Genomic DNA, 21,993 nt, shown 5'->3' with positions numbered 1-21,993 from the left:
TTTCGCACAAAATTGTTGACTTATTAAAAACAAACCAACCCTATCTATACAAAAATAGCAAAAATCAAGCTTTAAATATAATTTAAGCAACGCATTACATAATTTGGAATTATTCTAAACTCGCAAATCGATTTGAACTAAATTTTGGCAGAATAAAATAAGAAGCAAGCCTTAAAAGGCCGGTCTGATAGCATAGATGATATAAAAAAGGAGAATTCCTGTATAAAAGAATCCTCCCTTCTGCTCTATATTACATTCTTTCTTTTAGGCCATTTGGGCAGGATAACTTACGTTTTTCAATTGCTTTACCATCGTGGCTGGTTCTGATGCATTAAACACAAATGAACCCGCTACCAAAACATCGGCGCCAGCCTGTATCAACTCTCCGGCGTTATCAGTAGTCACTCCCCCATCTACTTCGATGAGCAACCTATCGTTTACACCTGCAGCCAACGCGCGAAGCTCCTTGATTTTAGCATAGGTATTCTTAATGAATTTTTGCCCTCCGAAGCCTGGATTTACGGACATAATGCATACCACATCAATATCCTGGATCACATCCTTCAATAATTGCACAGAGGTATGTGGATTGATTGCAACGCCAGCTTGGCACCCCAATTCCCTTATCGCCGACAAGGTACGGTGTAAATGGGTACACGCTTCGTAATGCACCGTAATAATGGATGCACCACTATCTTTGCAGGTCTGAAGGTAGCGGTCTGGATCAACAATCATAAGATGTACATCCAACGGCTTGATCGCATATTTCGCAATAGCCTGCATAACGGGAAAACCAAAAGAAATATTTGGCACAAATACCCCGTCCATAATATCGATATGAAACCAATCTGCCTCACTCTCGTTAACCATTGCTATATCCTTCTGAAGATTTGAAAAGTCCGCTGCTAGGATAGACGGCGCTATTAGGTGTTTATTTTCTGACATATTTCCAATTCATTAAACCATATACAAACCTAAATAAAATGGTTTGGATTCACCAATGTAAAACACCTTCCACGGCGCCCAGTTCAAAAGGAGTAGATCAAACGGCCTTAAAAATGCCGAAGAATAGTTACTTTTGTGTACTTATTTAACTTAAAAAGGCAAAAGGTGGCAAAACTAAAGATAAACTACATAAATTCTAAACTACATAGCAACTCTCTTATCTTTAGATACGGAATGGTTGTGACCACTGTTTTACTTATCTGTTTCTTTCTCCCCAAACAACCTCGCTTCGAGTACGAGTTTCAAAAAGGCAAACCCTGGAATCACGACAATCTTGTTTCTCCATACAACTTTGCCGTACTTAAAACAAAGGAAGAACTCGACAAGGATAAACAGCAGATACTCCGAACAGTACAACCCATATACAACTTAAACACGGCTATCAACAAAGAGCAGACTGACCAATTTACCACCGATTTGGCAGAAAAATGGCAGAGTAGCCAAATGGACACTGTCCCCTCTTTGAAGATTGAAGAGTACAAAAAAACAGGTGTTGAGTTATTGACTGCTATCTATAACCGCGGCGTACTATCCCTGAACAACCGGTACCAAACGAAAGGTACAGAAACGGAAAAGCTAAATGAAACCGATGCCAACTACAACTTTACACTGCTCAACGAGAATGTAGCTACACAAAAAAACACAGTCGATTGTTTTACCATAGAGACCGCGTATGATTTTATTAAGCTGAGACTAGACCGTGACAAAGATATCAGTCATAAAAAATGGTTGATGGAAGTACTCAAGAACTACATAACTGTAAATCTTATTTATAACGAATCGCTGACAGAGAAAGTCGAACAGACTGCCCTAGCCAATATCTCCAGTACTCGGGGTATGGTACAAAAAGGTGAGCTAATCGCTGAGCGGGACAAAATCGTAAACAACGACACCTATCAAAAGCTAGAGTCTTTACGGAAGGTATTTGAGGATGAAGCCAAAATCACCGGTAATAAAAACTATGTCGCCATGGGGCAGTTCTTGCTTGTCGGACTAGCCATGACACTTCTAATGGTATTTCTTTATTACTTTAGACGCCAGATTTATGATAACAATAGGCTTTTGCTCATCATTTTTATCGTGATTCTAGCCATGCTTGGTGTACTTTCCTGGGCCATCAGCATGCGGATATCAAGCCTGTATTTTATCCCTTACTGTGGTGTGCCTATCATCTTCCGCATTCTATTTGACACCCGTGTAGCGCTTAATATCCACTTACTAATGGTGCTTATAGCGGCACTTTTTGTACCTAACAGTTACGATTTTGTATTCCTACAGTTTATGTCAGGCCTTGTTGCAATCTACAGCATCCGAACGATGGTCAAGCGCGAACAGTTCTTAATATCCAGCTTATTAATCCTAGCCACCTATATCATTGGTTATATAGGTTTGGTGCTGACACGCAATGGATCGGTCAGTAATATCTACTGGAATGATATCACCCCATTCATCGTCAGTGTAGGTCTTACCTTATTGGCTTACCCGCTTATTTATGCCTTTGAGAAACTCTTTGGTATCGTATCCGACCTAACTTTAATGGAGCTAACCAATAGTAATTCGAAGCTATTACGTGAGCTTTCCTTGAAAGCTCCTGGAACCTTCCAACACTCCTTGCAGGTTGCCAACCTCGCCGAAGCAGCCGTATATAAGATCGGTGGTAACCCTTTGCTGATTCGAGCTGGGGCATTATACCACGATATTGGAAAAATGATCAACCCACTCTATTTTATAGAAAATCAAAAAAATGGTGTCAATCCTCATAAAGAGCTCACCTCAGAACAGAGTGCACAGATTATTATTTCACACGTCATTAAAGGAATAGAAATTGCGAAGCGCAATTTACTACCGGAGGTCATTATCGACTTTATCAAAACCCACCATGGTACTACACGGGTAGATTATTTCTATAACGAATTCCTACGGGATAATCCTGACAAGCTCGTCGATGAGACCATCTTCCATTATCCAGGACCTATCCCCTTCTCTAAAGAGACCGCCGTACTGATGATGGCAGACTCGGTAGAGGCTGCTGCTAGAGCACTCAAAGAACCTACCAAAGACTCGATAAGCAATCTTGTTGACAAGATTATTGAGCATAAGCTTATGCAAAAACAGTTCGAAAATGCCAACATTACGATGAAAGACATTAGTGATGTGGCACATATCTTCAAAAACATGCTCATGAGCATCTACCATGTGCGTATCGACTACGATTTGAGCAAGAAAAAAGATGTTTTACAATAAATAAATGAGCCTCAATAGGTTAATATTTAAAGGCAGAAAAATATCAAAAAAACCGCATTTAAAATTTGTATAATCGTTTTTTTGCCTTATGTTTGCAGTGTCGAAACCCGGAGAGATGCCTGAGTGGCCGAAAGGAACAGTTTGCTAAACTGTCGTACTGGAAACGGTACCGTGGGTTCGAATCCCACTCTCTCCGCCAAGACCAAAAAAGTTCAACGAAAGTTGGACTTTTTTTCGTTTATGGCATAATCCTCAAATACAGCTCCTACTATTTTTATTGCAAGTACCAAGGGATGAGAACCCACAAGGTTCGATTCGAAGAAGGTTTAGGGCTGTGCTTGGGCATAGTGGGGCTAAACCAATCATTATAGACTAAATATGTAATCAAACCTATCCACAAGATATTTCTCACAATAATGGATAAAAATACTCCAATAATATTGACAGAATTCAATAATTTATAGATTATGCTAAGCATAACTTAGGAATCGATTCATCAAATTGCCAACATACTTAAATGGACTTCTCACCAACAAAAACTTGAACCACACACAAACAAAAAGAAATTGTTTTTAGCTCAACTTTGTATTGTAAAAAATAAAGTAACACAAAATGAAAAAGACAATTTTAATTACCGGCGCAGCTAGCGGCTTTGGCAAAATAGCTGCATTTGAACTGGCTAAAAAAGGACATCATGTTATTGCTACCACTCAGGTCTACCCTCAGATGAGCGACCTTATCCGTCAAGCAGAGGAAGGCGGCATCAACATGACAGTAGACAAGCTTGATGTCACAAATACCAAAGACATCGAGTATATCACTAGCAAATATGATATTGATATTCTTATCAGCAACGCAGGAATCATGGAAGGTGGCCCTATAGCAGAGCAACCTCTCGATCTTATCCGCTCCATGTTTGATGTCAATGTATTCGGCGGTCTTCAATTGGCACAGGGATTTATAAAAAAGTGGGTAGAGCGTAATAAGCCTGCTAAAATTGTTTTCACTACATCAATGGGAGGTCTTTGGACAGTTCCTTATGTAGCAGCCTACTGCGCCTCAAAGCATGCTATGGAATCTATAGCTGAGGGGTTAAAAACAGAACTAGCGCAATTTAACATTAAAATAGCCACCTGTAACCCCGGCATATTTGGTACAGGATTCAATGATCGTGGCGTCGATTCGATCTTCCGTTGGTATAACCCTGAGCACAACTTTACCCCAATAACTGCATTTAACGGAGCTGCCGAATCATTGAAAAACCAATTGGATCCCCATTCGATGGCATTGACTATTGTTGACGTGGCATTGGATGAAAATTCAAACTTCAGAAACGTAAACCCAAAGGAAACGGAAGATTTTATAAAGCAGTTGCAGACTGAAGCATGGACCTTGAAAAGCTAATCCGACTGTAGAGATACAGAATTGGTAGGACAGTTTTTTTATACATTAATAAGGCAAACATGAAAATGACATACAATGAAACACAGCAAGCTATAAATTCCTCCATTGAAAAAGCGAAGGAAATCAATATCCCAGTAACTATAGCGATTGTAGATACAGGTGGACATCTCATGAATCTGGTACGTCTGGATTCTGGATACGGTCTAGTTGATTTTGCGATAAAGAAAGCGAGGACAGCGATTATGTTTGGTGTGGACAGTGATATAATGGGAGCTATTATCGAAGGTGCGCAACTGCATAGTTATGGAATGATTAATGCGAACAATGGACTCCTGACCATCGCGGGAGGAGTTTTAATAAAGAATAGGAATGGAAACACCATCGGATCAATTGGAGTATCGGGCGGAACACCTGAACAGGATAAAGAAATAGCGGAAGCCGGTGCCAAAGTACTCGCTTAATTTCAGATATTTGTTATATGGAAGAAAAGAATGAGATCATATTTGACAAACTGGTCTATTCCTGCGCTTTTGAAAAATACAGGGGGCACGAACAGTTTATACCCGAGCATTTTCTAGGTTTTCAGCTTTCGGGGGAAACACATGCATTCTATGGAGAGGAGAATACGATTATCAAGGAAAACTCGGTTGTCTTAGTCAAGAGAAATCAATTGGTACGGACGGTTAAATATCCTTCCAGAACAGGTAAATACGAGTTCATCTCGATCACACTAGACACTGATACATTACGTCGATATGCTTTTGAAAACCAAATCATTACCAACAGTACCATGGTTTTAAAACACAAACTATTCGTTGAAGCCGATGATTTCCTAAATTCATATTTCCGCTCACTAGGTCCATACATCAATAGAACAAAAGAAGCAACGCCTAAACTGGCTGACTTAAAAATCAGGGAAGCTATTGAGCTCTTGCTCCAGAGCAACCCTGATTTGAAAAATATACTGTTCGATTTTGCCGAACCCCACAAAATTGATCTCGAACAATTCATGAACAACAACTATATGTTCAATGTCTCGACCGAAGCTTTCGCGAAGCTGACCGGCAGAAGTGTCTCGTCCTTTAAACGGGACTTCGCAAAAGTATTTCGCAGTACGCCTAAACAATGGCTGAAAGACAAACGTTTGGAAGAGGCCATATATCGAATCAAACAAAAGAAGGAAAAACCGGCAAGCTTTTATCTTGATTTGGGATTTGAGAATTTATCGCATTTCTACTATGCTTTTAAGCAGAAATACGGAATGACTACGAGCGAAATATAGTAAGAATTACAGCTTTTTTAAAAGGCAGCTGTCCCCTTTTCCAAAACTCGATCGTTATCTCGTAAACAATAAAATTTTAAGACGATGAAAGATTTCATGTTAATTTTCAGATTGAAGGATGTTGCTGACTTTAGACCTTCACCAGAACAGATGCAGGAACGCATGAATTGGTTGGCGAGTATCGCTGCACAGGAAAAACTGGTAGATAAAGGGAATACACTACTTCCGACTATGGATGCGGGACGCCATATATCGGCAGACCAGGTTGTAACCGATGGGCCATATACAGAACTCAAAGAGTTTATAAGTGGCTATATCGTAATTCGGACCGATACAATTGACGAAGCAGTAGAAATAGCCAAACAGAATCCAATATTTAAAATCGGTGGAAGTATTGAAGTCAGAGAGTTATTAAAACGTTAATCTTTTGGCACAAAACAGCGCTATACAAAACTTGATTCCGAACCTATTTCGTGAACAATATTCAGATTGTAGAAGACATTGCCAGTGACACCTTTCTGAAAGCCTCTGAACACTGGGCGATAAATGGTATCCCAACTAACCCTGAAGCTTGGTTGTACACCGTAGCAAAGAATAAAGCGAAAGACTATCTAAAACACAAGGCAATCTTTGATCTTAAAGTCAGCGATAATATACGAAATGCTGTTAGCGAAGAAAACATATTTACTGAAACCGACGAGCGGACTATCAGTGACAGTCAACTAGCGATGCTATTTGCAGTCTGCGATCCAGTGATAGCTACCGAGGGACAGATTAGTCTAGCATTGCAAGTCTTATGTGGTTTTAGCGTCAATGAAGTTGCACAGGCGCTTCTTTCGAACAGAGAGACTATTAAGAAAAGACTGTTTAGAGCAAAAGACTATTTAAGAAAGAGCAATTTTGAAATAAAGGAGCTGTCTTCCCTACAGATTACAGAGCGATTACCTACCGTTTTGAAATCGTTATATCTGCTCTTTAACGAAGGTTACTACTCCAAGCATCAGGATCAGTTTGTCCGTAAGGAACTTTGCTACGAAGCAATTCGGTTAGCAGTATCACTTACGGAGAATAATCTTACCAATACAGCACAGGTAAATGCGCTGATTGCTCTAATGTGCTACCAAAGCTCTCGCCTTGATGCACGTACAGGTGACACTGGTGAGATCATACTTTTTGACAATCAGGACAGGAATTTGTGGAATCAGGATATGATCGACAAGGGAAATCATTACATCATACTAGCAACAGATAGACGCCAAACTTCTAAATACCATATCGAGGCGGCGATAGCCTATTGGCATACAACATCAGAGCAGCAATCAAAATGGTCTCCTATACTACAACTGTACAACCAGCTGATTTTGATAGAATATTCTCCTATCACTGCACTGAACAGGGCATTTGCCTACGCCAAGGTTTACGGGATAAAGGAAGGTATCAATGAAACCGAAAAGCTCAAGTTAGAATATAACGCTCATTATTTTGGACTACTAGGTTATCTTTACACAGATCTTGATCCGGAACAAGCAAAAAGAAACTATCAAAAGGCAATTTCTCTGTCACCGTCGGCTCCTGAGAGGCAGCTATTCAAAAAGAGAATGCGCGAGATCCAAGGAACAGGCTAATTGGCAATTGTGTTATAATACTATCTCTAATATGAAAAAAGACATTACACTGGTAAAGTACAGTTCAACTGACTTTGAAAACTATAAAAAACTTGCTTTTGACGAAGAAATCATGAGCTATAGTACTGGTCGAAAACTTAGTCAAGAAGAGGCTAAAAGTAAGTTCGCATCACTTTTAACAGTTAACCGTCTAGAAGCGAATCTGGGCTATTACAAAATCAACAATGGCAACGGAGAACTTATCGGCGACTGCAAGCTGATAAGATACAAGTACGATCATACCATCTTAGAAATTGGCTATGTACTAAAAAAAGAGTACCGTGGACAAGGTTTAGGAAACCAGATATGCCAAAGCATTTTGAAGCTAGCCAATGATCATCATCCGACAACCGATATCATTGCTTTGATAGATCCGGATAATATCGCTTCTAAAAAATTGCTCGAAAAATTCAGTTTCAAAAGCTTCTTTAATGGAACTGAATATGGTCTTCTTACGGAAAAATTGATTTTAAAAATGGACAAAAATTAGAGCACTGTTTATCCCGCTTACTTTTTCCCTTTGTCAATGTTTTACTGAAAATCCATCATTTTAACTTCAATAGGACAATCGAATTGTTCATAGGGATACGCTCATGTAGCTACTCCTACTCTTATCGTAGGAATCAAGACATGAAATCCACAAGGGTGCGATTCGACAAAAAACTGCGGTATCGGAAGTTAAAAAGTACAATCAACCTCCAAAAGCCTTCATTATTCCTTAAACAAAAATTAAACTTGTCTTAACAAGAGATTGGCACCTTTGCCGGCAGTTACCCTAATTCCATTTTATCAAATGAAGAAAAACATCCTACCCTTCCTACTACTTTCCTTATTATTTTCAATAAGCAGCTACCGTACACAGGCACAAGAGCTGAAATTTACCAACGGAAAATTTAAGATTGTACAATTTACAGACCTACATTACGTAGCCAATGCCGAACCTTCAAAAAAATCGATACAGACGATAGAGCATACCTTAGATGCTGAGCGTCCAGATTTAGTAGTCTTTACAGGCGATGTCGTCGTAAAAGCACCGAGCAAACAAGGTTGGGACGAGGTATTGCAAACCGTAATAGATCGTAAAATCCCCTACATGGTCACCCTAGGAAACCACGATGACGAGAGCGAACTGACACGACTTGAAGTAGCTACCTACGTAGCGAAGAAACCTTACCTGATCAATAAAACGGCTAGTATTCCAAATGTAGATGGCGTACTGAATGCGAGTATCCCCATACTTGGTAAAGACAATAAGCCGCAATTCACCCTATATGCCTTAGACTCCAAAGCCTATTCCCAATTCAAGGAAATCAAAGGTTACGACTGGTTTGCTGCCAATCAGGTAGCATGGTACCGCAATGAGAGTACACGTATAAAAAAAGAAGCCAATACCACACTTCCTGCACTGGCATTCTTTCATATCCCCTTTCCCGAATATGAGATCGCATTCAATAACCTAAGCCATGCGCGTATCGGTGTACGCTATGAAAAAGAGGGAAGCCCGATCATCAATTCCGGGATGTACGAAGCGATGTTGAAACAGGGCGATGTCATGGGTACCTTTGTAGGCCACGAACACGTCAATGATTACCTGGTCGACTACTATGGAATCGCCCTAGCGTACGGCTGTTTCACTGGCAGTGAGAACACCTACCTCCGCCATAAAAATGGTGCACGTATCATTCAGATCGAAGAAGGAAAAAGAGGCTTCCATACCTACATTCGGGAATCCGATGGTGCGATACTGTACCGTACAGACTATCCTTTCGCAAAAAAATAAAACAGTAATGCCTACGACATTCGTATCCTTGAATGACCAACACCTTCTGTGCCTCACCGCACAGAAGGACGTTAAGGCTTTTGACCAGTTACTAAAAAGATACGAGCATAAAGTATTCTCCTTTTGCAACAGGATACTCAAAGATAAATACCTTGCCGAAGAGATTACCCAGGATATCTTCGTGCAGCTATGGCAAGAGGCAGATACCTATACCCATATACACTCCCTTTCAGCCTGGCTCTACCGTATATCCAGAAACAAGAGTATCAATATACTGAAGGAACAACTGGCCCGTCTAAAAAGAGAACATATTTTTTCAGAAGAGCAGGAATACTATACCGAAAGTGAAGCGTTTGAAGAGCCGAGCAAACGCGAAGAACTACTTGCCTATTTCCTACCCCTCCTTCCCGAAAAAACACGTCGGGTACTCGAACTCAAACTCTACGAACAGCTAAGTAATGAGGAGATCTCAAAAAAGCTCGGCATATCATCCCATACTGTAAAAAATCACCTCAGCAACAGCTACCAGCAACTACGCCTGCATATAGCCAGACACCTCGCACTTGTTATTTTGGGAATAGGCAGTTTTTAATAATTTCTTAACCCAAGTTTAACCCAACTATGTAGGATGAAAGAGCAACAGCTTTGTCATCCTAATAGATGAAAGACAAAAAGAAACATACTTCAGACAGCGCGAAAAAAACTTCGGTCTTACTGCGTTATAAATTCTTGAGCGGTGCTAGAAAATCGGCACTACGTAGCGTGTGGCACCAAACAAGAAGTCTGCCCGGCACGACAGAAGAGCAGTCAGCCCATGAACAGCGACGCAAACGCATACTCGATCGTATCACAGCGCTTCAGATAGAAAAAGTCACACCGATCTGGAAGCGTAAGAAATATACTGCTGCGGCAGCAATCGCGATCTTGTTCTTTTCTGTCGGTTACTTCTTATACTACCGTAGCACTCCAACAATAGACAAGCACCACCTCGTCTCATCGGCCTCAAGCCGTCATATCTTACTTCCGGACAGCACTAGGATCACATTAGCGCCCTATTCGACCTTATCCTGGCAACAGGTAGCGGGAAAATTCGACCGTAAGGTCTTCCTTCAGGGCAAGGCTACCTTTGCTGTGACACGCAAGATGCATCAAGATTTTAGAGTGAAGACTGCACATATGGGGGTGCGCGTATTAGGCACTGTATTTACCGTAGAAGATCGGGAGAACAGCAAAGCGCAAAAAGTAAACGTCCAAGAAGGAAAAGTAGCCGTCGATATCATCGCTGCATCCGGTTTCAAATCCTATACCCTCATAGCAGGTCAACAACTGACCAATGCCCATGGAAGCGCCGAGGTCAGCAGCGAGTCGAAAGCCACTACAAGCAAATACATCAGACATATAAAACTGGAAGGATCGACCTTAAGCCAACTTGCCCAACAGCTTTCCAAGGTCTACAAAACTGAAGTCTATGTCGCACCAGCCATCCGAAATACCGGAGCCCTTACCGCCGACTTTGAAGACTTGGAGCTCGAACAAGTGTTAAAACTTGTGAGCAGGACGATTGCGATAAACTACAGCATCGAAGACAACAAAGTATATATCAGTCAGAAAAAATAACCCTTATGTAAAACATTCAACAAAAAAAAGGCTTTGGCACAGTGCCAAGCCTTTTGGATACCAGGAGCTGCAATCCAATGGTACCCTCAATCGAAAGCAATAAAATACTTAAGACCGTATTAATTCAAAAATAATGAAACTATCATGGGTATGCAACCTCAAAATCACCTTACCACATCATAGGCTCATTTGCTACTAAAGAATAAGTTATTATAATGAAGATTAATAAGCATTTCTTATACCGATCAATCCTGGCAACCTGGATACTGCAAGCCGTACCCAATTGCTTAAATGCATCCACTGTACCAACGATACATAGTGAGATTACGCCGCTATCACAAGGTAAAGTTTCCCTAAAAATAAGCAACAAATCCTTACGAGAAGCATTACGCCAGATCGAACAGCAGACAGGGTATAACTTCGTTTTCAATGCCGAGCAGATCGATGTAAACAAGAGCATCAGCATTCAAAAGAATGGCACGCTACAGGAAGTCATCCAATCGCTAGCACATGCTACGAACTACGATTTTCAACTCTCTGGTCAACATATCATCATCAGTACATCCAAAAAGGTACAACAAAGTAGTATCCAAGGCTATGTAAAAGACAATACCAATACCCCATTGGCACAGGTTTCGATTACTATAGCCGGTCAGCGCGGTAGTTACAGTACCGATGAGAAGGGATACTTCAAGTTCAACCTTCCCAATGGAGCGGACAAACTGATCTTCAAACATGTGGGATACTCTTCAGTAACAATCGGCGAGCTATCGACCTACCGTAACAGTGGATCAAATCTACAAGTCATCATGGTAGCACAGAACGAGAACCTCGAAGAAGTGGTTGTCACCGCATTAGGGATCAAAAAAGACAGCAAGAAACTGGGCTATGCAGTACAGGAACTGAAAAGTAAAGACCTAACGACCATACCGATCAACAACTTTGCTTCTCAGCTCAGTGGAAAAGTCGCTGGCCTTACGGTATTCAATTCACCCAATCTGATGCAGGAAACAAAAATCAGTCTTCGTGGTGCCCAACCGTTAATCGTTATCGATGGGATACCGGTCAACTCCAACACCTATGATATCGACCCCGATGACATTGCCAATATCACCGTACTAAAAGGAGCTACAGGATCCTCACTCTATGGTTCCAAGGGGCAGAATGGTGTTATACAGATCACCACCAAAAAAGGCGAGAACGAGACAGCTGTCGAATTCAGCCAGAAATCCATATTCCGCGCCGGGTGGATTGTATTTCCCGAAACGCAGAACAGCTACGGTAATGGCGAGCAGGGCAAGTATGCATACTTTGACGGTATGGGCAACGGTACCTTTGACAATGATTTTGTATGGGGTCCCAAACTCGACCAAAAAGATCCGAATACCGCTAGCGGCTACTGGGAGACCCCACAGTGGGACAGCCCATTGGATGCCCAAGGCAACCGCATCCCTACCCCTTTCGTATCCCGGGGTCGTAAAAACCTAGAAAATTACCTAGAGAACGGCTACACCCTGAGCAATAATATCAATATCTCCAAAGCAACGGACCGCAGCAATATCCGTCTCGGCATGGGCTATGACTATACCAATGGCGAGGTACCTAGTACACAATTGAAGAACTACAATGCTTCGCTTCATGCTTCCTCGCAGATCACGGACAAGTTCAAGGTCAACTCCTCCTTCCAGTACAACAACCAAAACTCGCCTAACTATCCTCGGACTACCTATGGGAATACCCATATCCTATACGGTATGCTTATCTGGGCCGGCAAGGATGTAGATATGCGCGATTTTAAAGACTACTGGCTACCCGGCCGCGAAGGTTATGAGCAAAAGTATTTTAACTACTCCTGGATCAATAACCCTTATTACATGGCCTATGAGCAGACACAGTCTTTACGCCGCAATAAATTCTTCGGTGTCGTGAGTGGCGAGTACAAGTTCAACGACAACTGGGAGATCAACCTTCGCCAGAGTGCAGAAATAATCGGTGCCACCACGGCCATGAAGTACCCTTTTGACTTTATCGGGGCAAATGCCATCAAAGGCAATTACGAACTCAAAAACGATAACCTGTACGAGTACAATACCGATCTATTTGTCAAATACAACAAGGAGTTTGGCAAATTTGCAATCGATGGTTTCGTAGGTGCCTCCATCAATTTTAGAGAATCCAACTGGCAAGAATCCAAGACCCAAGGTCTACAGGTACCTAACGTCTATAACCTGGCCAATTCGGCCGGACCGGTACTTGCCAAAAACAACTTAACACAGTATGCCCGTAACTCGGCCTTTGTCTCTGTAGATCTAAGCTATGACAACAACTACTTCCTGACACTATCCGAGCGTATAGACCAGTCATCGGCGCTGCCGACAGACAACAATACCTATACCTATCCATCGGTATCGGGATCGGTCATCCTTTCCAACCTATTGCAGTTGCCGAGCAACCATTTCCTTAAAGCAAGAGGTTCATGGGCACAGGTACGTGCCGATCTGGCTCCTTACCAATACCAGACCTTCTATAATCCGGCCATCACTTATAACGGACTGAACTCCGTAAGCTATTCCAATATTCTGGGCAATACCATGCTAACCCCACAGAAGACAGACGGTATTGAAGTAGGCTTAAATGGATCATTCTTCCGTAACCTATTGACATTCGATGCGACCGCGTATCAGTACATCGATTCCGAATCGATCTTTGACCAAGAATCGTCGTTAGCTTCCGGATTTGCAAAATACAAAATCAACGGCAACCGCTTCAAGAGACAGGGGCTAGAGCTTACTGCAGGCCTGAATCTGCCCCTATCCTCACGCCTGCAATGGAACACGGTGTTCAACTGGGGTACCAACCGCACCATCCTGGATGCTGTACATGGCGGCAAAGACAATCTATCGGGCATCAAAGTCGGCGAGCGTATGGACTCTTATCTGACTGACAACAGCATGCAGAAAACAGCAGATGGGCAGCTCATCATCGGCAGCAATGGTCTACCAGTCAAAGACAATACCCTGAAAAACCTAGGGCACACTGGTGCCGACTGGACATTAGGCTGGAGCAATGACTTTACTTTTGACAAAAGCTGGCACCTTTCCTTCCTGTGGGAGGCGCGCATTGGTGGTATCGATCAGGCCAATCTGAACCGGCAGATGTGGTATTCGGGAGCACATCCTGAATCTGTGGGAGCCGAACGTGAGGCATATAACCGTGGCGAGAAATACATCGCCGAAGGTGTCAACGCTACCCCAGATGGTTACGTGCCAAACACCTATGGCACCACCTACAAGGATTTTGTCGAGCAGTATTGGTACAGACTGAATGGCGAATCCAATATCCACGACCTATCCTTCCTAAAACTGCGTGAAGTCGCTTTTGGGTATACCCTGACACCGCAACAGCTCCAAAAGATGGGTGGATTTTTCAAGGGTGGATCCTTCAGCCTTATCGGTTCCAATCTATTTTTGATCAGCGACTTTCCATTTGCCGATCCTGATATAGGCAATGGCGGTATCGTGGGCAATCAGTTACAGTTCCCGTCGACACGCAATATCGGGTTTAATGTCAACTTAAAATTCTAATCCATACAAGCATGAAAACAGCACTAAAATATATACTGGGCGGACTCATCGTGGGCAGCACCTTTCTGTCCTGTGATGTAGACAAATACAATCTGGATCCCAACCGTCCTACAATCGTAGAGCCTCAGGCAATCCTACCGAATGTCATCTTCCAAAGTTTTAAAAACCGTTATCCTTGGCAGCCGGGATTGACCATGCGCCACAACACCGCCATCTCCGACAGACAGGCCTTCCAGACCTATGAATGGAGTACAGGTAGCTGGGACGAGTTCAATATACTACGCGATGTGCAAAAGGTAATGACCGCGACTAGCGCTACAGAAGCCGACAAAGCGATCGCCCATATCCTACGGGCGTACAACTTTTTCTTCTTGACACGTATGTATGGCGATATCCCCTATACCCAGGCATTAGCAGGCGAACAGGCCGGGGCACCGGTATACACACCAGCCTATGACACACAAAAAGAAGTACTATTAGGTATACTATCTGAGTTGGAAACCGCCAATAGCATCCTGGCACAGACCCCTAGCCGGGTAAACGGTGATATCCTATACCAGGGAGACCTCAAGAAATGGCAAAAATTCGCCAATTCCTTTTCCCTGAAAGTGTTGCTTTCCTGCTCCAACCAACAGTCGGATACAGACCTGGCAGTAGCCGACCGCTTTAAAAAAATCGTGAGTAATCCCGCCCAATACCCGGTATTTGCAAGTGCCGAAGATGAAGTAAAGGTCGCATATAGTGACTACGAACTGATCCGATACCCGATGTACCAGGATTTCAACGTACAGAACAAGCGCTTTTTAGGGAAAGACCTCACCAATCTGATGAAAACGCTACAGGATCCACGTCTATTTTTCTATGGGCAGCCTTCTCAGAATGCCTTAGAACAAGGATTGACAGCTCAGGATTTCAATGCCTATCAAGGCATAGACGGAAGCCTATCCATGCCGAAAGCGACTGAACTGGCGTCCACTGGCGATTATAGCCGTATCCATGTGACCAACTACACCACTTCTCCTGTCGGCAAACCTTCGCTGGCTTTCAGTTATACTGAGTTTATGCTCCTGCTACAAGAAGCCCAATTAAGAGGGTGGTTTTCAGGTACCGCGTCCTATTACGACCATGCGATAACCGCTTCTTTTGCCCATTACGGTATCCAAGAACAAGCCAACAGCTACCTACAGCTTAACGCATTATCTACCGACACAGAGACCGCACTACAACAGGTCTATGCCCAGCGTTACATCCTATTCTATCATCAGGGCGATTTCGAACCCCTGTTCGAGTACCACCGTACTGGATATCCTAAGCTAAGCTTTGGCGAGGGCCAGGCCACCTCGAGTATGCCCTACCGCATGATGTACCCCCTGTCTGAACAGAACACCAATACAGACCACTATCAGCAGGCCCTAGCCCGTCAAGGCATGAAGACCGACAATATCATGCATAAACTATGGATCTATAACTAACGACGAGATGATCAAGATACTAAAATCACTACCGCTGTTGTTGTTAGGTCTCCAGCTTAGTGCAACAGCACAATCCAATATCCCCAAATGGCAGGAAGGAAACCTCGATGTCCTTATTTTCAAAACAGGACATGGCGATGCCATTTTTACGATCATGCCCGATGGCACCACCATGCTGACAGATCCCGGAGAGCTCGACCTCTCCGATCAACGGACCTGGTCGCCGCGCAACTCGGCCGCATATCCCAACGCCTCCAAGTTTGCCGACCAATGGATTGCAGACTATATCGAGCAGATCAACCCCAACAAAGACAAGCAGCAGGTTGACTATGCCTTCATCACCCATTTTCACGATGACCACTACGGCATGGTATATCCAGGTGCGCGCAAATCCACACAGGGCGATTACCTCCTCAGTGGTATCACGGGTGTAGGCGAGCGCATCCAATTCAACACCCTTGTAGACAGAGGGTTCCCGAATTACACTGTACCTTTCGACCTGGCAACATACCTCCAGAAAAATAATATCAAGGAATATAAAACCTTGGTCAACTATCAGACATACCTAAAGGCCCAACAAGCCAAGGGAATGAACGTAGAAGGGTTTAAGGTGGGACAGCGCAACCAGTTCAAGCTAAAACACCAAGCAGACAAGTACCCACGGTTCAGCATACAGAATATCTCCGGCAATGGTTATTACTGGGACAGTAAAACGGGGAAAGTGCACTATTCCTACCCTGAAGATGGCTCGTATATCCCTTCGGAAAATGGCGTAAGCTGCGGCATTCTGATTGAATACAATGGTTTCAAGTTCTTTCATGGCGGAGATACACCAGGTGTACCGTCGGTGGGTGCACCGGCCTATTACGATATGGAATCCAAAATAGCACCTTCTATCGGATCGGTCGATGTTGCGATAGCCAACCACCATGCCGGACGCGATGTCCTGAACGATCAATTTATACGTACACTGCAGCCGCGCGTATGGTTCCAGGTGGTATGGTCCGCGGATCAACCGGGGCCCGAAACCCTGCAACGCTTGCTCTCGCCCCACCTCTATAGTGGACCAAGAGACCTGTTTGCGACAGACATCCTACCTGCCAACCGAATCGTCCTAGGCGATATCGTAGACCGGGCGTACAAGTCTACGGACAAGCACCTCTGGCTACAGGTCAAAGGCGATGGTAGCTACCTGGTACATGCCCTGTCTACGCAGGCCGATGGATTAAGGTTAGAAAATACCTTTGGTCCCTATCAATCTAAAGAAAGGTAATCGATAGCTAGTTATTACAAAAAAGAATTCCTGAAGGAACACATTCCATCAGGAATTCTTTCGAAAGTTTCTAAACAGACTGCTTTCCCGAAGTAAATTCGGGAAACAGCACAGTGACGTGTAATCTATCCGTCATTGCGGGGAGCCTACTCCGAGTACCGGAGATTGAAACGACAAAGCAACCTGTATAGACTGCTTCGGCAAGCTCGCAGTGACGTTTTGCCATCACCTTCTTCATCTCCACCTTAAAAAAATGGAATGGTAATTGGTATAAAGTCAAAACAAAAGACAATCGTATACTAATAATAAACTTATGAACCTTTACTTATCCCTTTTTGTACTCCTATTTGCCGTAAGCTCCTGTAAGAAAATTGAAAAAGTAGACCTCGCCACCCTTGCGTTAAATGAACCCATACATAACGTATACAACACAAACGACACCGTATTGATTGGTGTAGAAACCATAGAGTATCCTTATGATCTTATAGTAGAAGTGATAAACCCCGGCAAGTATAGCTATGGTGATATTGATCTAAAAGGAAGTCGGGTCTTATTTTTAATCAATGCTGAATCCTTAAAAACCGACAGCATCACGCGCTTTGGAGGTGCACATTACGATATGTCAGCTTTAAGCGAGAGCAATAAACTACAGGATAATTTAACAAAGTATAAAGCCGACACGAACGTCTATGGTGTTCGGATTGAGATGAAAAGTCCGGAGCTAAAGACTGCGCTTTTGAATAAGCTAGAATCCAAGTATGGTAAAGGCACCAAAAATCCCAATACCGATAATGGGCAGTACTGGAATATCAAGGCCGAGAACAAGCTCATTTTCTTTGCTTCGGATTATGACAGGCTTATTATCATCAACAATACCAACCTCTCCAAAACCTGCTACTGGGATAGCTTCAATGGCATGATCGATCTGGGAGGTTGTGACCAAGACAAATACCTACAATCTCTCGTCAGAAACGCAACTAAACCGGAAGATGTTAAAAACAAACCCCAGCTTACCATTGATAAAGACTGGAACATCAGCAACCTCGTTATAGGCAAGTCCACAGAGGAAGATATCAAGAGATTCCCATCATATAGCAGCTTTGAGCGTCTAGAAGAATATGATGGAGCCAGTGCCGCATTAAAGCAGGTTTACTATCAGGACAAGTATCATGATATTTACTTCTTTTTCTCACCTAACAAGACCAATCCTGAAAATCATAAAGAGAATATCCTTCAGGGCTATTCCATTACCGACTTTAAAAAGGTAGAGATCTCTTTTGATGGCCCGTTGAAACCTGGCACAAAATGGGAAGATGCAATCAAAATGTTTGATTCAAAAAGAATCCTAAACTATCAGGATTTAAAAATCTCAAACTACCTAGAGATAGACCACGGTCCCTACAAGATTACACTAACGTTTGATGAAAACAAGCAGTTTTCCGCTATTTATTTTACGGACAAATAATATTTCAATCTTGACCACATGAAAAGAACGACTATATCAAAAATATTTTTCACGGCCCTTACCCTATTCTTATTTTTTTCCTGCAAAAAATTTGATGATAATAAATTCGTCGGCTATTGGGTGATCGCGGGTGATGATTATTCTGAAGTGATCGAGATAAAGCAGATTGACTCCTTATATTACGTTAAGAATCGGGGCTTTGAACTACCTGCTGAATTCGATAAGGCCAACACCAAGTTAACATCCGCACTTGTTGTTGAATCTGACAGCGTCCCCATCCTATTAGCACTATCAGAAGATCCGAAGAACATGACGCTGCACACCGAAAAACATGTTCTAAACTACGTGAAGATCAACAGAGCTGAGGCGGAAAAGCAAGAGAAAAAAGTCGACGAATATTGTAATCCAGATTTCTTTATCGGACATTGGGAGCGTGTCGATATGGAAGGTGGCCATGAAATAAAAAAAGAAGGAGAAATTTATTATTATGTCACTAATCGTTACACGAAAAAAATGAGTTATAATGCCTTTAATCACATACTTTCCTGTGACCTCGGTGTAGGCATGCTAACATTTCAACGAAGCGGTGATAATGAGATTAAGGCTTTTGGACTTAACACTTACCGTAAGGTTTCTCCATAATGACAACCTGTCCGCTATCGATAAGCACCGATAACTTACTGATTCTAACGCCCCTCTCCTTCTTGTCCTAAGGCAAGTAATTCCCTTAAATTTGTGAGACCAGATAGCTGTACGTACCTTTAATATAGCGAACTGCACACTGAATATCTATTTCAGGTAACAGTAGAAACAAAAGGCCACTATTTGGAAGGCTTATTGAAAACCATAAAAAATAGAGACATGAAAAGCAACTTGTCATTTGACTACACGGTCAATAAAGATGAAAAAACAATCCATATGGTACGCGAGTTTGAAGCAAATCTCCAATTGGTATGGGAGGCATGGACAAAAGCAGAGCTACTGGATCAATGGTGGGGGCCGGAACCCTATCGCGCAGAAACGAAGGTAATGGATTTTCAGGTAGGTGGTTATTGGCTCTACGCTATGGTAAGTCCTGAAGATGACAAACATTGGGCTAAAGCGGATTTTGTCTCCATTGAAAACAAAAAATCATTCACTATGAAAGGTGGATTCTCCGACGAAAATGGGGTAATAAATCTAGATTTCCCACAAAACGAATGGAAAAACACCTTTATCCCAAAAGACAAAGGTGTAAGCGTAGAAATCCTATTAACATATCATTCAGTAAAAGATTTGGAAACGGAAATCGAAATGGGCTTTTTGGAAGGAATGGCCGTAGACTTTCAGCAACTGGATGCATTGTTAACACGATTGAAGAGTTGATTTCATCCCTGACCTACTTCATTTTCAGAATCCCAAAACGGGCTTGGTAAAAATACTTTGGGTTACTATTGATCCGATAGCATTCACTTCCTATACTTTTGAATTTCTGTCCTTCCAGTTCGTAGTAAAACATCTTATGCATACTGGGCAGTCGGCCATTCGTCCACTTGTAGACTATGCTTTCATCAAATTCGGGCAGTTCTTTCCCCAAACTGACTGCTTGCTGTTCTATAGCTACAAATCCATTTCCCATATCAGCACTATCCACGAGTCTCTTAGTCAAATAGCTAGGAGCCTCATAGAAGACATTATTCAGTATAATGTTATGATTTCTATCCATCAAAATAGCTGAAGCCGAACTGACAGTATCCGATAGATAGATTTTACCATTATAAACATTCTTGAGACGAATTTCATTTTTTACGGTATACTTGGAGGAATCCTTCTTCCCTATTCCAGTCGCTGATGACTGGTAAATATAAAGCTGTCTCTTCGAATAATAAAGCGAGTCATCCAACATCGCCAAGGTATGCATTACAGTCGAATCCCGCTCCTCTACCTGTACTACTTTATTTGCGGTTATCAGTTCCTCAAGCGTAGATACTTCTGGGCTCTTGTCCTCTTTAGTAGCAAAAGAACAAGAATGAAAGGAGGTAATGACTAAAATCGTGAAAATGGAGACAATTAACTTTCTCATCGTTTATTATATTTGGTCATCATACAATATAAAATCAAATATCACGAAATATATCTATATTGACTTATAAACAAAGCTACGAATGAAAAAATACCTTCCTGTTTTTACCGCAGATGATTTGACAACAGATGAGAAATGGGCAACTTTAAGAAAGTTCATTGAAAACTGGTATGATTTTGAAATTCCTAACACAGCGTATAGCAATCAATTGACCGAACTCGAAAAGTCTTTCCCCTTTACATTACCCCCAGCTGCTGAACGATTTTTTACCCTTGCCAATCAACTTCAAAGCGTAGCGCACATATACCCTAACAGCGGACAAAAAACAAATAAATTCTCCAGTATTTTCAGAGATGGTCTTGCCATTTCATTCCTCGAGAAACACCAGGCATTATCGCTATTACTCCAAGCCGAACAGGACATCTATTGGGCCATCGAAACAGCGGATTTTAAAGAAGAAAATCCAAAAGTATACTCCTACTTCTTAGATTACGAGTCTGATAATGGTGATTTTGAACGCTATGGTGCTCCATATCCTTCCGTAACTTCATTTGTACTAAAACATATGCTTACGTACCTAAATAATTGCAGTAGTTTCGGAATGCAAATTGAAAATATGGATTCATTTAAAGAAAAGCTTAAGTCTAGTTTTGTAAATCATATAATTTATGATGGCATAGAACTATTTGAAGACGAAAATTTAATCGCATACATCGATGAAGATATATTTTATGAAGGTAGTTTCTATTTTCGTTTACATCTGAAAGAGAATCGAGATATCGAAAGTTTACCGGAGGTAATCATCGACGTGCTTAAAAATAGAAAGGGTGGCTGGACTTCCAACAGATTTAATGATTTTTGTTAATTGAATTTACATTTTACGCTAGGTTCATCGTCCGTTGGCGTACCTAAGAGATATCTATAGAATTACGATCCGATATTGCGGGGTTCTTTCTTTTTAATCGCATATTCCATAGCCTATATGCAGGTTTATTTTTATAAAGCCCTATGTATATGCGTATAACCTATTAATTCATCCAACGTTAGTTTATGTTGGATCAGTCACTCGCCGACCGTGACCACTTTAGCTTTAGCTTTAATGAACTTGTCCTGAAACACCTCCTCTACAGACATATTCTCT

19 protein-coding genes and 1 tRNA gene are annotated in these 21,993 nt (G+C 42.1%); 18 read left to right on the top strand and 2 right to left on the bottom strand.

The genetic code is table 11. The annotated features are described in order from the left end of the window. Positions 1-264 precede the first annotated feature (264 nt). A complete protein-coding gene (gene rpe, locus CLV99_RS03775) occupies positions 265-945 on the bottom strand; it encodes a ribulose-phosphate 3-epimerase (RefSeq protein ID WP_133583152.1) in 681 nt (226 codons plus the stop codon). 165 nt (positions 946-1,110) lie between these two features. On the opposite strand from rpe, the gene CLV99_RS03770 reads away from it, so the two are divergent. The 17 genes from CLV99_RS03770 (at position 1,111) to CLV99_RS03690 (ending at position 20,155) form a co-directional block, all read left to right on the top strand. Continuing rightward, the gene (locus CLV99_RS03770; RefSeq protein WP_133583151.1) at positions 1,111-3,249 is read left to right on the top strand and encodes an HD family phosphohydrolase; all 2,139 of its coding nucleotides are present in this window, start codon (positions 1,111-1,113) and stop codon (positions 3,247-3,249) included. A gap of 109 nt (positions 3,250-3,358) precedes the next feature. Continuing rightward, positions 3,359-3,448: transfer RNA gene (locus CLV99_RS03765), tRNA-Ser, on the top strand. A 413-nt stretch (positions 3,449-3,861) separates the two neighbouring features. Then, positions 3,862-4,653: an SDR family oxidoreductase gene (locus CLV99_RS03760; RefSeq protein WP_133583150.1), complete on the top strand. Its 792-nt coding sequence runs from the start codon at positions 3,862-3,864 to the stop codon at positions 4,651-4,653. Between the two features lie 59 nt (positions 4,654-4,712). Beyond that, the gene (locus tag CLV99_RS03755; RefSeq protein ID WP_133583149.1) at positions 4,713-5,114 is read left to right on the top strand and encodes a GlcG/HbpS family heme-binding protein; all 402 of its coding nucleotides are present in this window, start codon (positions 4,713-4,715) and stop codon (positions 5,112-5,114) included. Between the two features lie 17 nt (positions 5,115-5,131). Then, positions 5,132-5,935 carry a helix-turn-helix domain-containing protein gene (locus CLV99_RS03750; protein WP_133583148.1) on the top strand — a complete coding sequence of 268 codons (804 nt, stop codon included), beginning with the start codon at positions 5,132-5,134 and terminating at the stop codon, positions 5,933-5,935. 84 nt (positions 5,936-6,019) lie between these two features. After that, on the top strand, positions 6,020-6,358 hold the full coding sequence (locus tag CLV99_RS03745) for a YciI family protein (protein WP_133583147.1): 339 nt from the start codon (positions 6,020-6,022) through the stop codon (positions 6,356-6,358). Between the two features lie 50 nt (positions 6,359-6,408). Continuing rightward, the gene (locus CLV99_RS03740; RefSeq protein WP_133583146.1) at positions 6,409-7,560 is read left to right on the top strand and encodes an RNA polymerase sigma factor; all 1,152 of its coding nucleotides are present in this window, start codon (positions 6,409-6,411) and stop codon (positions 7,558-7,560) included. Positions 7,561-7,591: 31 nt separating this feature from the next. Next, a complete protein-coding gene (locus CLV99_RS03735) occupies positions 7,592-8,089 on the top strand; it encodes a GNAT family N-acetyltransferase (protein WP_133583145.1) in 498 nt (165 codons plus the stop codon). A 303-nt stretch (positions 8,090-8,392) separates the two neighbouring features. Further along, complete coding sequence (locus tag CLV99_RS03730) at positions 8,393-9,379, top strand: metallophosphoesterase family protein (RefSeq protein ID WP_133583144.1); 987 nt, start codon at positions 8,393-8,395, stop codon at positions 9,377-9,379. 7 nt (positions 9,380-9,386) lie between these two features. After that, positions 9,387-9,971: an RNA polymerase sigma factor gene (locus CLV99_RS03725; protein WP_162850016.1), complete on the top strand. Its 585-nt coding sequence runs from the start codon at positions 9,387-9,389 to the stop codon at positions 9,969-9,971. Positions 9,972-10,039: 68 nt separating this feature from the next. Then, positions 10,040-10,996: a FecR family protein gene (locus CLV99_RS03720; RefSeq protein ID WP_133583142.1), complete on the top strand. Its 957-nt coding sequence runs from the start codon at positions 10,040-10,042 to the stop codon at positions 10,994-10,996. A gap of 215 nt (positions 10,997-11,211) precedes the next feature. Beyond that, complete coding sequence (locus CLV99_RS03715; RefSeq protein ID WP_133583141.1) at positions 11,212-14,580, top strand: SusC/RagA family TonB-linked outer membrane protein; 3,369 nt, start codon at positions 11,212-11,214, stop codon at positions 14,578-14,580. A gap of 11 nt (positions 14,581-14,591) precedes the next feature. Next, positions 14,592-16,052 carry a SusD/RagB family nutrient-binding outer membrane lipoprotein gene (locus CLV99_RS03710; protein WP_133583140.1) on the top strand — a complete coding sequence of 487 codons (1,461 nt, stop codon included), beginning with the start codon at positions 14,592-14,594 and terminating at the stop codon, positions 16,050-16,052. Positions 16,053-16,059: 7 nt separating this feature from the next. After that, positions 16,060-17,325: a ComEC/Rec2 family competence protein gene (locus tag CLV99_RS03705; protein ID WP_133583139.1), complete on the top strand. Its 1,266-nt coding sequence runs from the start codon at positions 16,060-16,062 to the stop codon at positions 17,323-17,325. Positions 17,326-17,638: 313 nt separating this feature from the next. Continuing rightward, positions 17,639-18,790, top strand: coding sequence for a hypothetical protein (locus CLV99_RS03700; protein ID WP_133583138.1), 1,152 nt, complete (start codon positions 17,639-17,641; stop codon positions 18,788-18,790). A gap of 18 nt (positions 18,791-18,808) precedes the next feature. Further along, positions 18,809-19,432 (top strand): hypothetical protein, encoded by a 624-nt coding sequence (locus CLV99_RS03695; protein WP_133583137.1) that lies wholly within the window; start codon positions 18,809-18,811, stop codon positions 19,430-19,432. Between the two features lie 219 nt (positions 19,433-19,651). Continuing rightward, entirely contained in the window at positions 19,652-20,155 is a 504-nt protein-coding gene (locus CLV99_RS03690; protein ID WP_133583136.1) for an SRPBCC family protein, read from the top strand. A 13-nt stretch (positions 20,156-20,168) separates the two neighbouring features. Here CLV99_RS03690 and CLV99_RS03685 read toward each other — a convergent pair whose 3' ends face one another. Further along, on the bottom strand, positions 20,169-20,852 hold the full coding sequence (locus tag CLV99_RS03685) for a hypothetical protein (protein WP_133583135.1): 684 nt from the start codon (positions 20,850-20,852) through the stop codon (positions 20,169-20,171). 82 nt (positions 20,853-20,934) lie between these two features. Between CLV99_RS03685 and CLV99_RS03680 the strand changes: the two genes are divergently transcribed. Then, complete coding sequence (locus tag CLV99_RS03680) at positions 20,935-21,717, top strand: hypothetical protein (protein WP_133583134.1); 783 nt, start codon at positions 20,935-20,937, stop codon at positions 21,715-21,717. Positions 21,718-21,993: the final 276 nt, after the last annotated feature.

It is taken from the genome of Sphingobacterium yanglingense (genome assembly GCF_004363245.1).
GTDB lineage: Bacteria > Bacteroidota > Bacteroidia > Sphingobacteriales > Sphingobacteriaceae > Sphingobacterium > Sphingobacterium yanglingense.
This window is presented reverse-complemented; position numbering and strand designations above follow the sequence as displayed.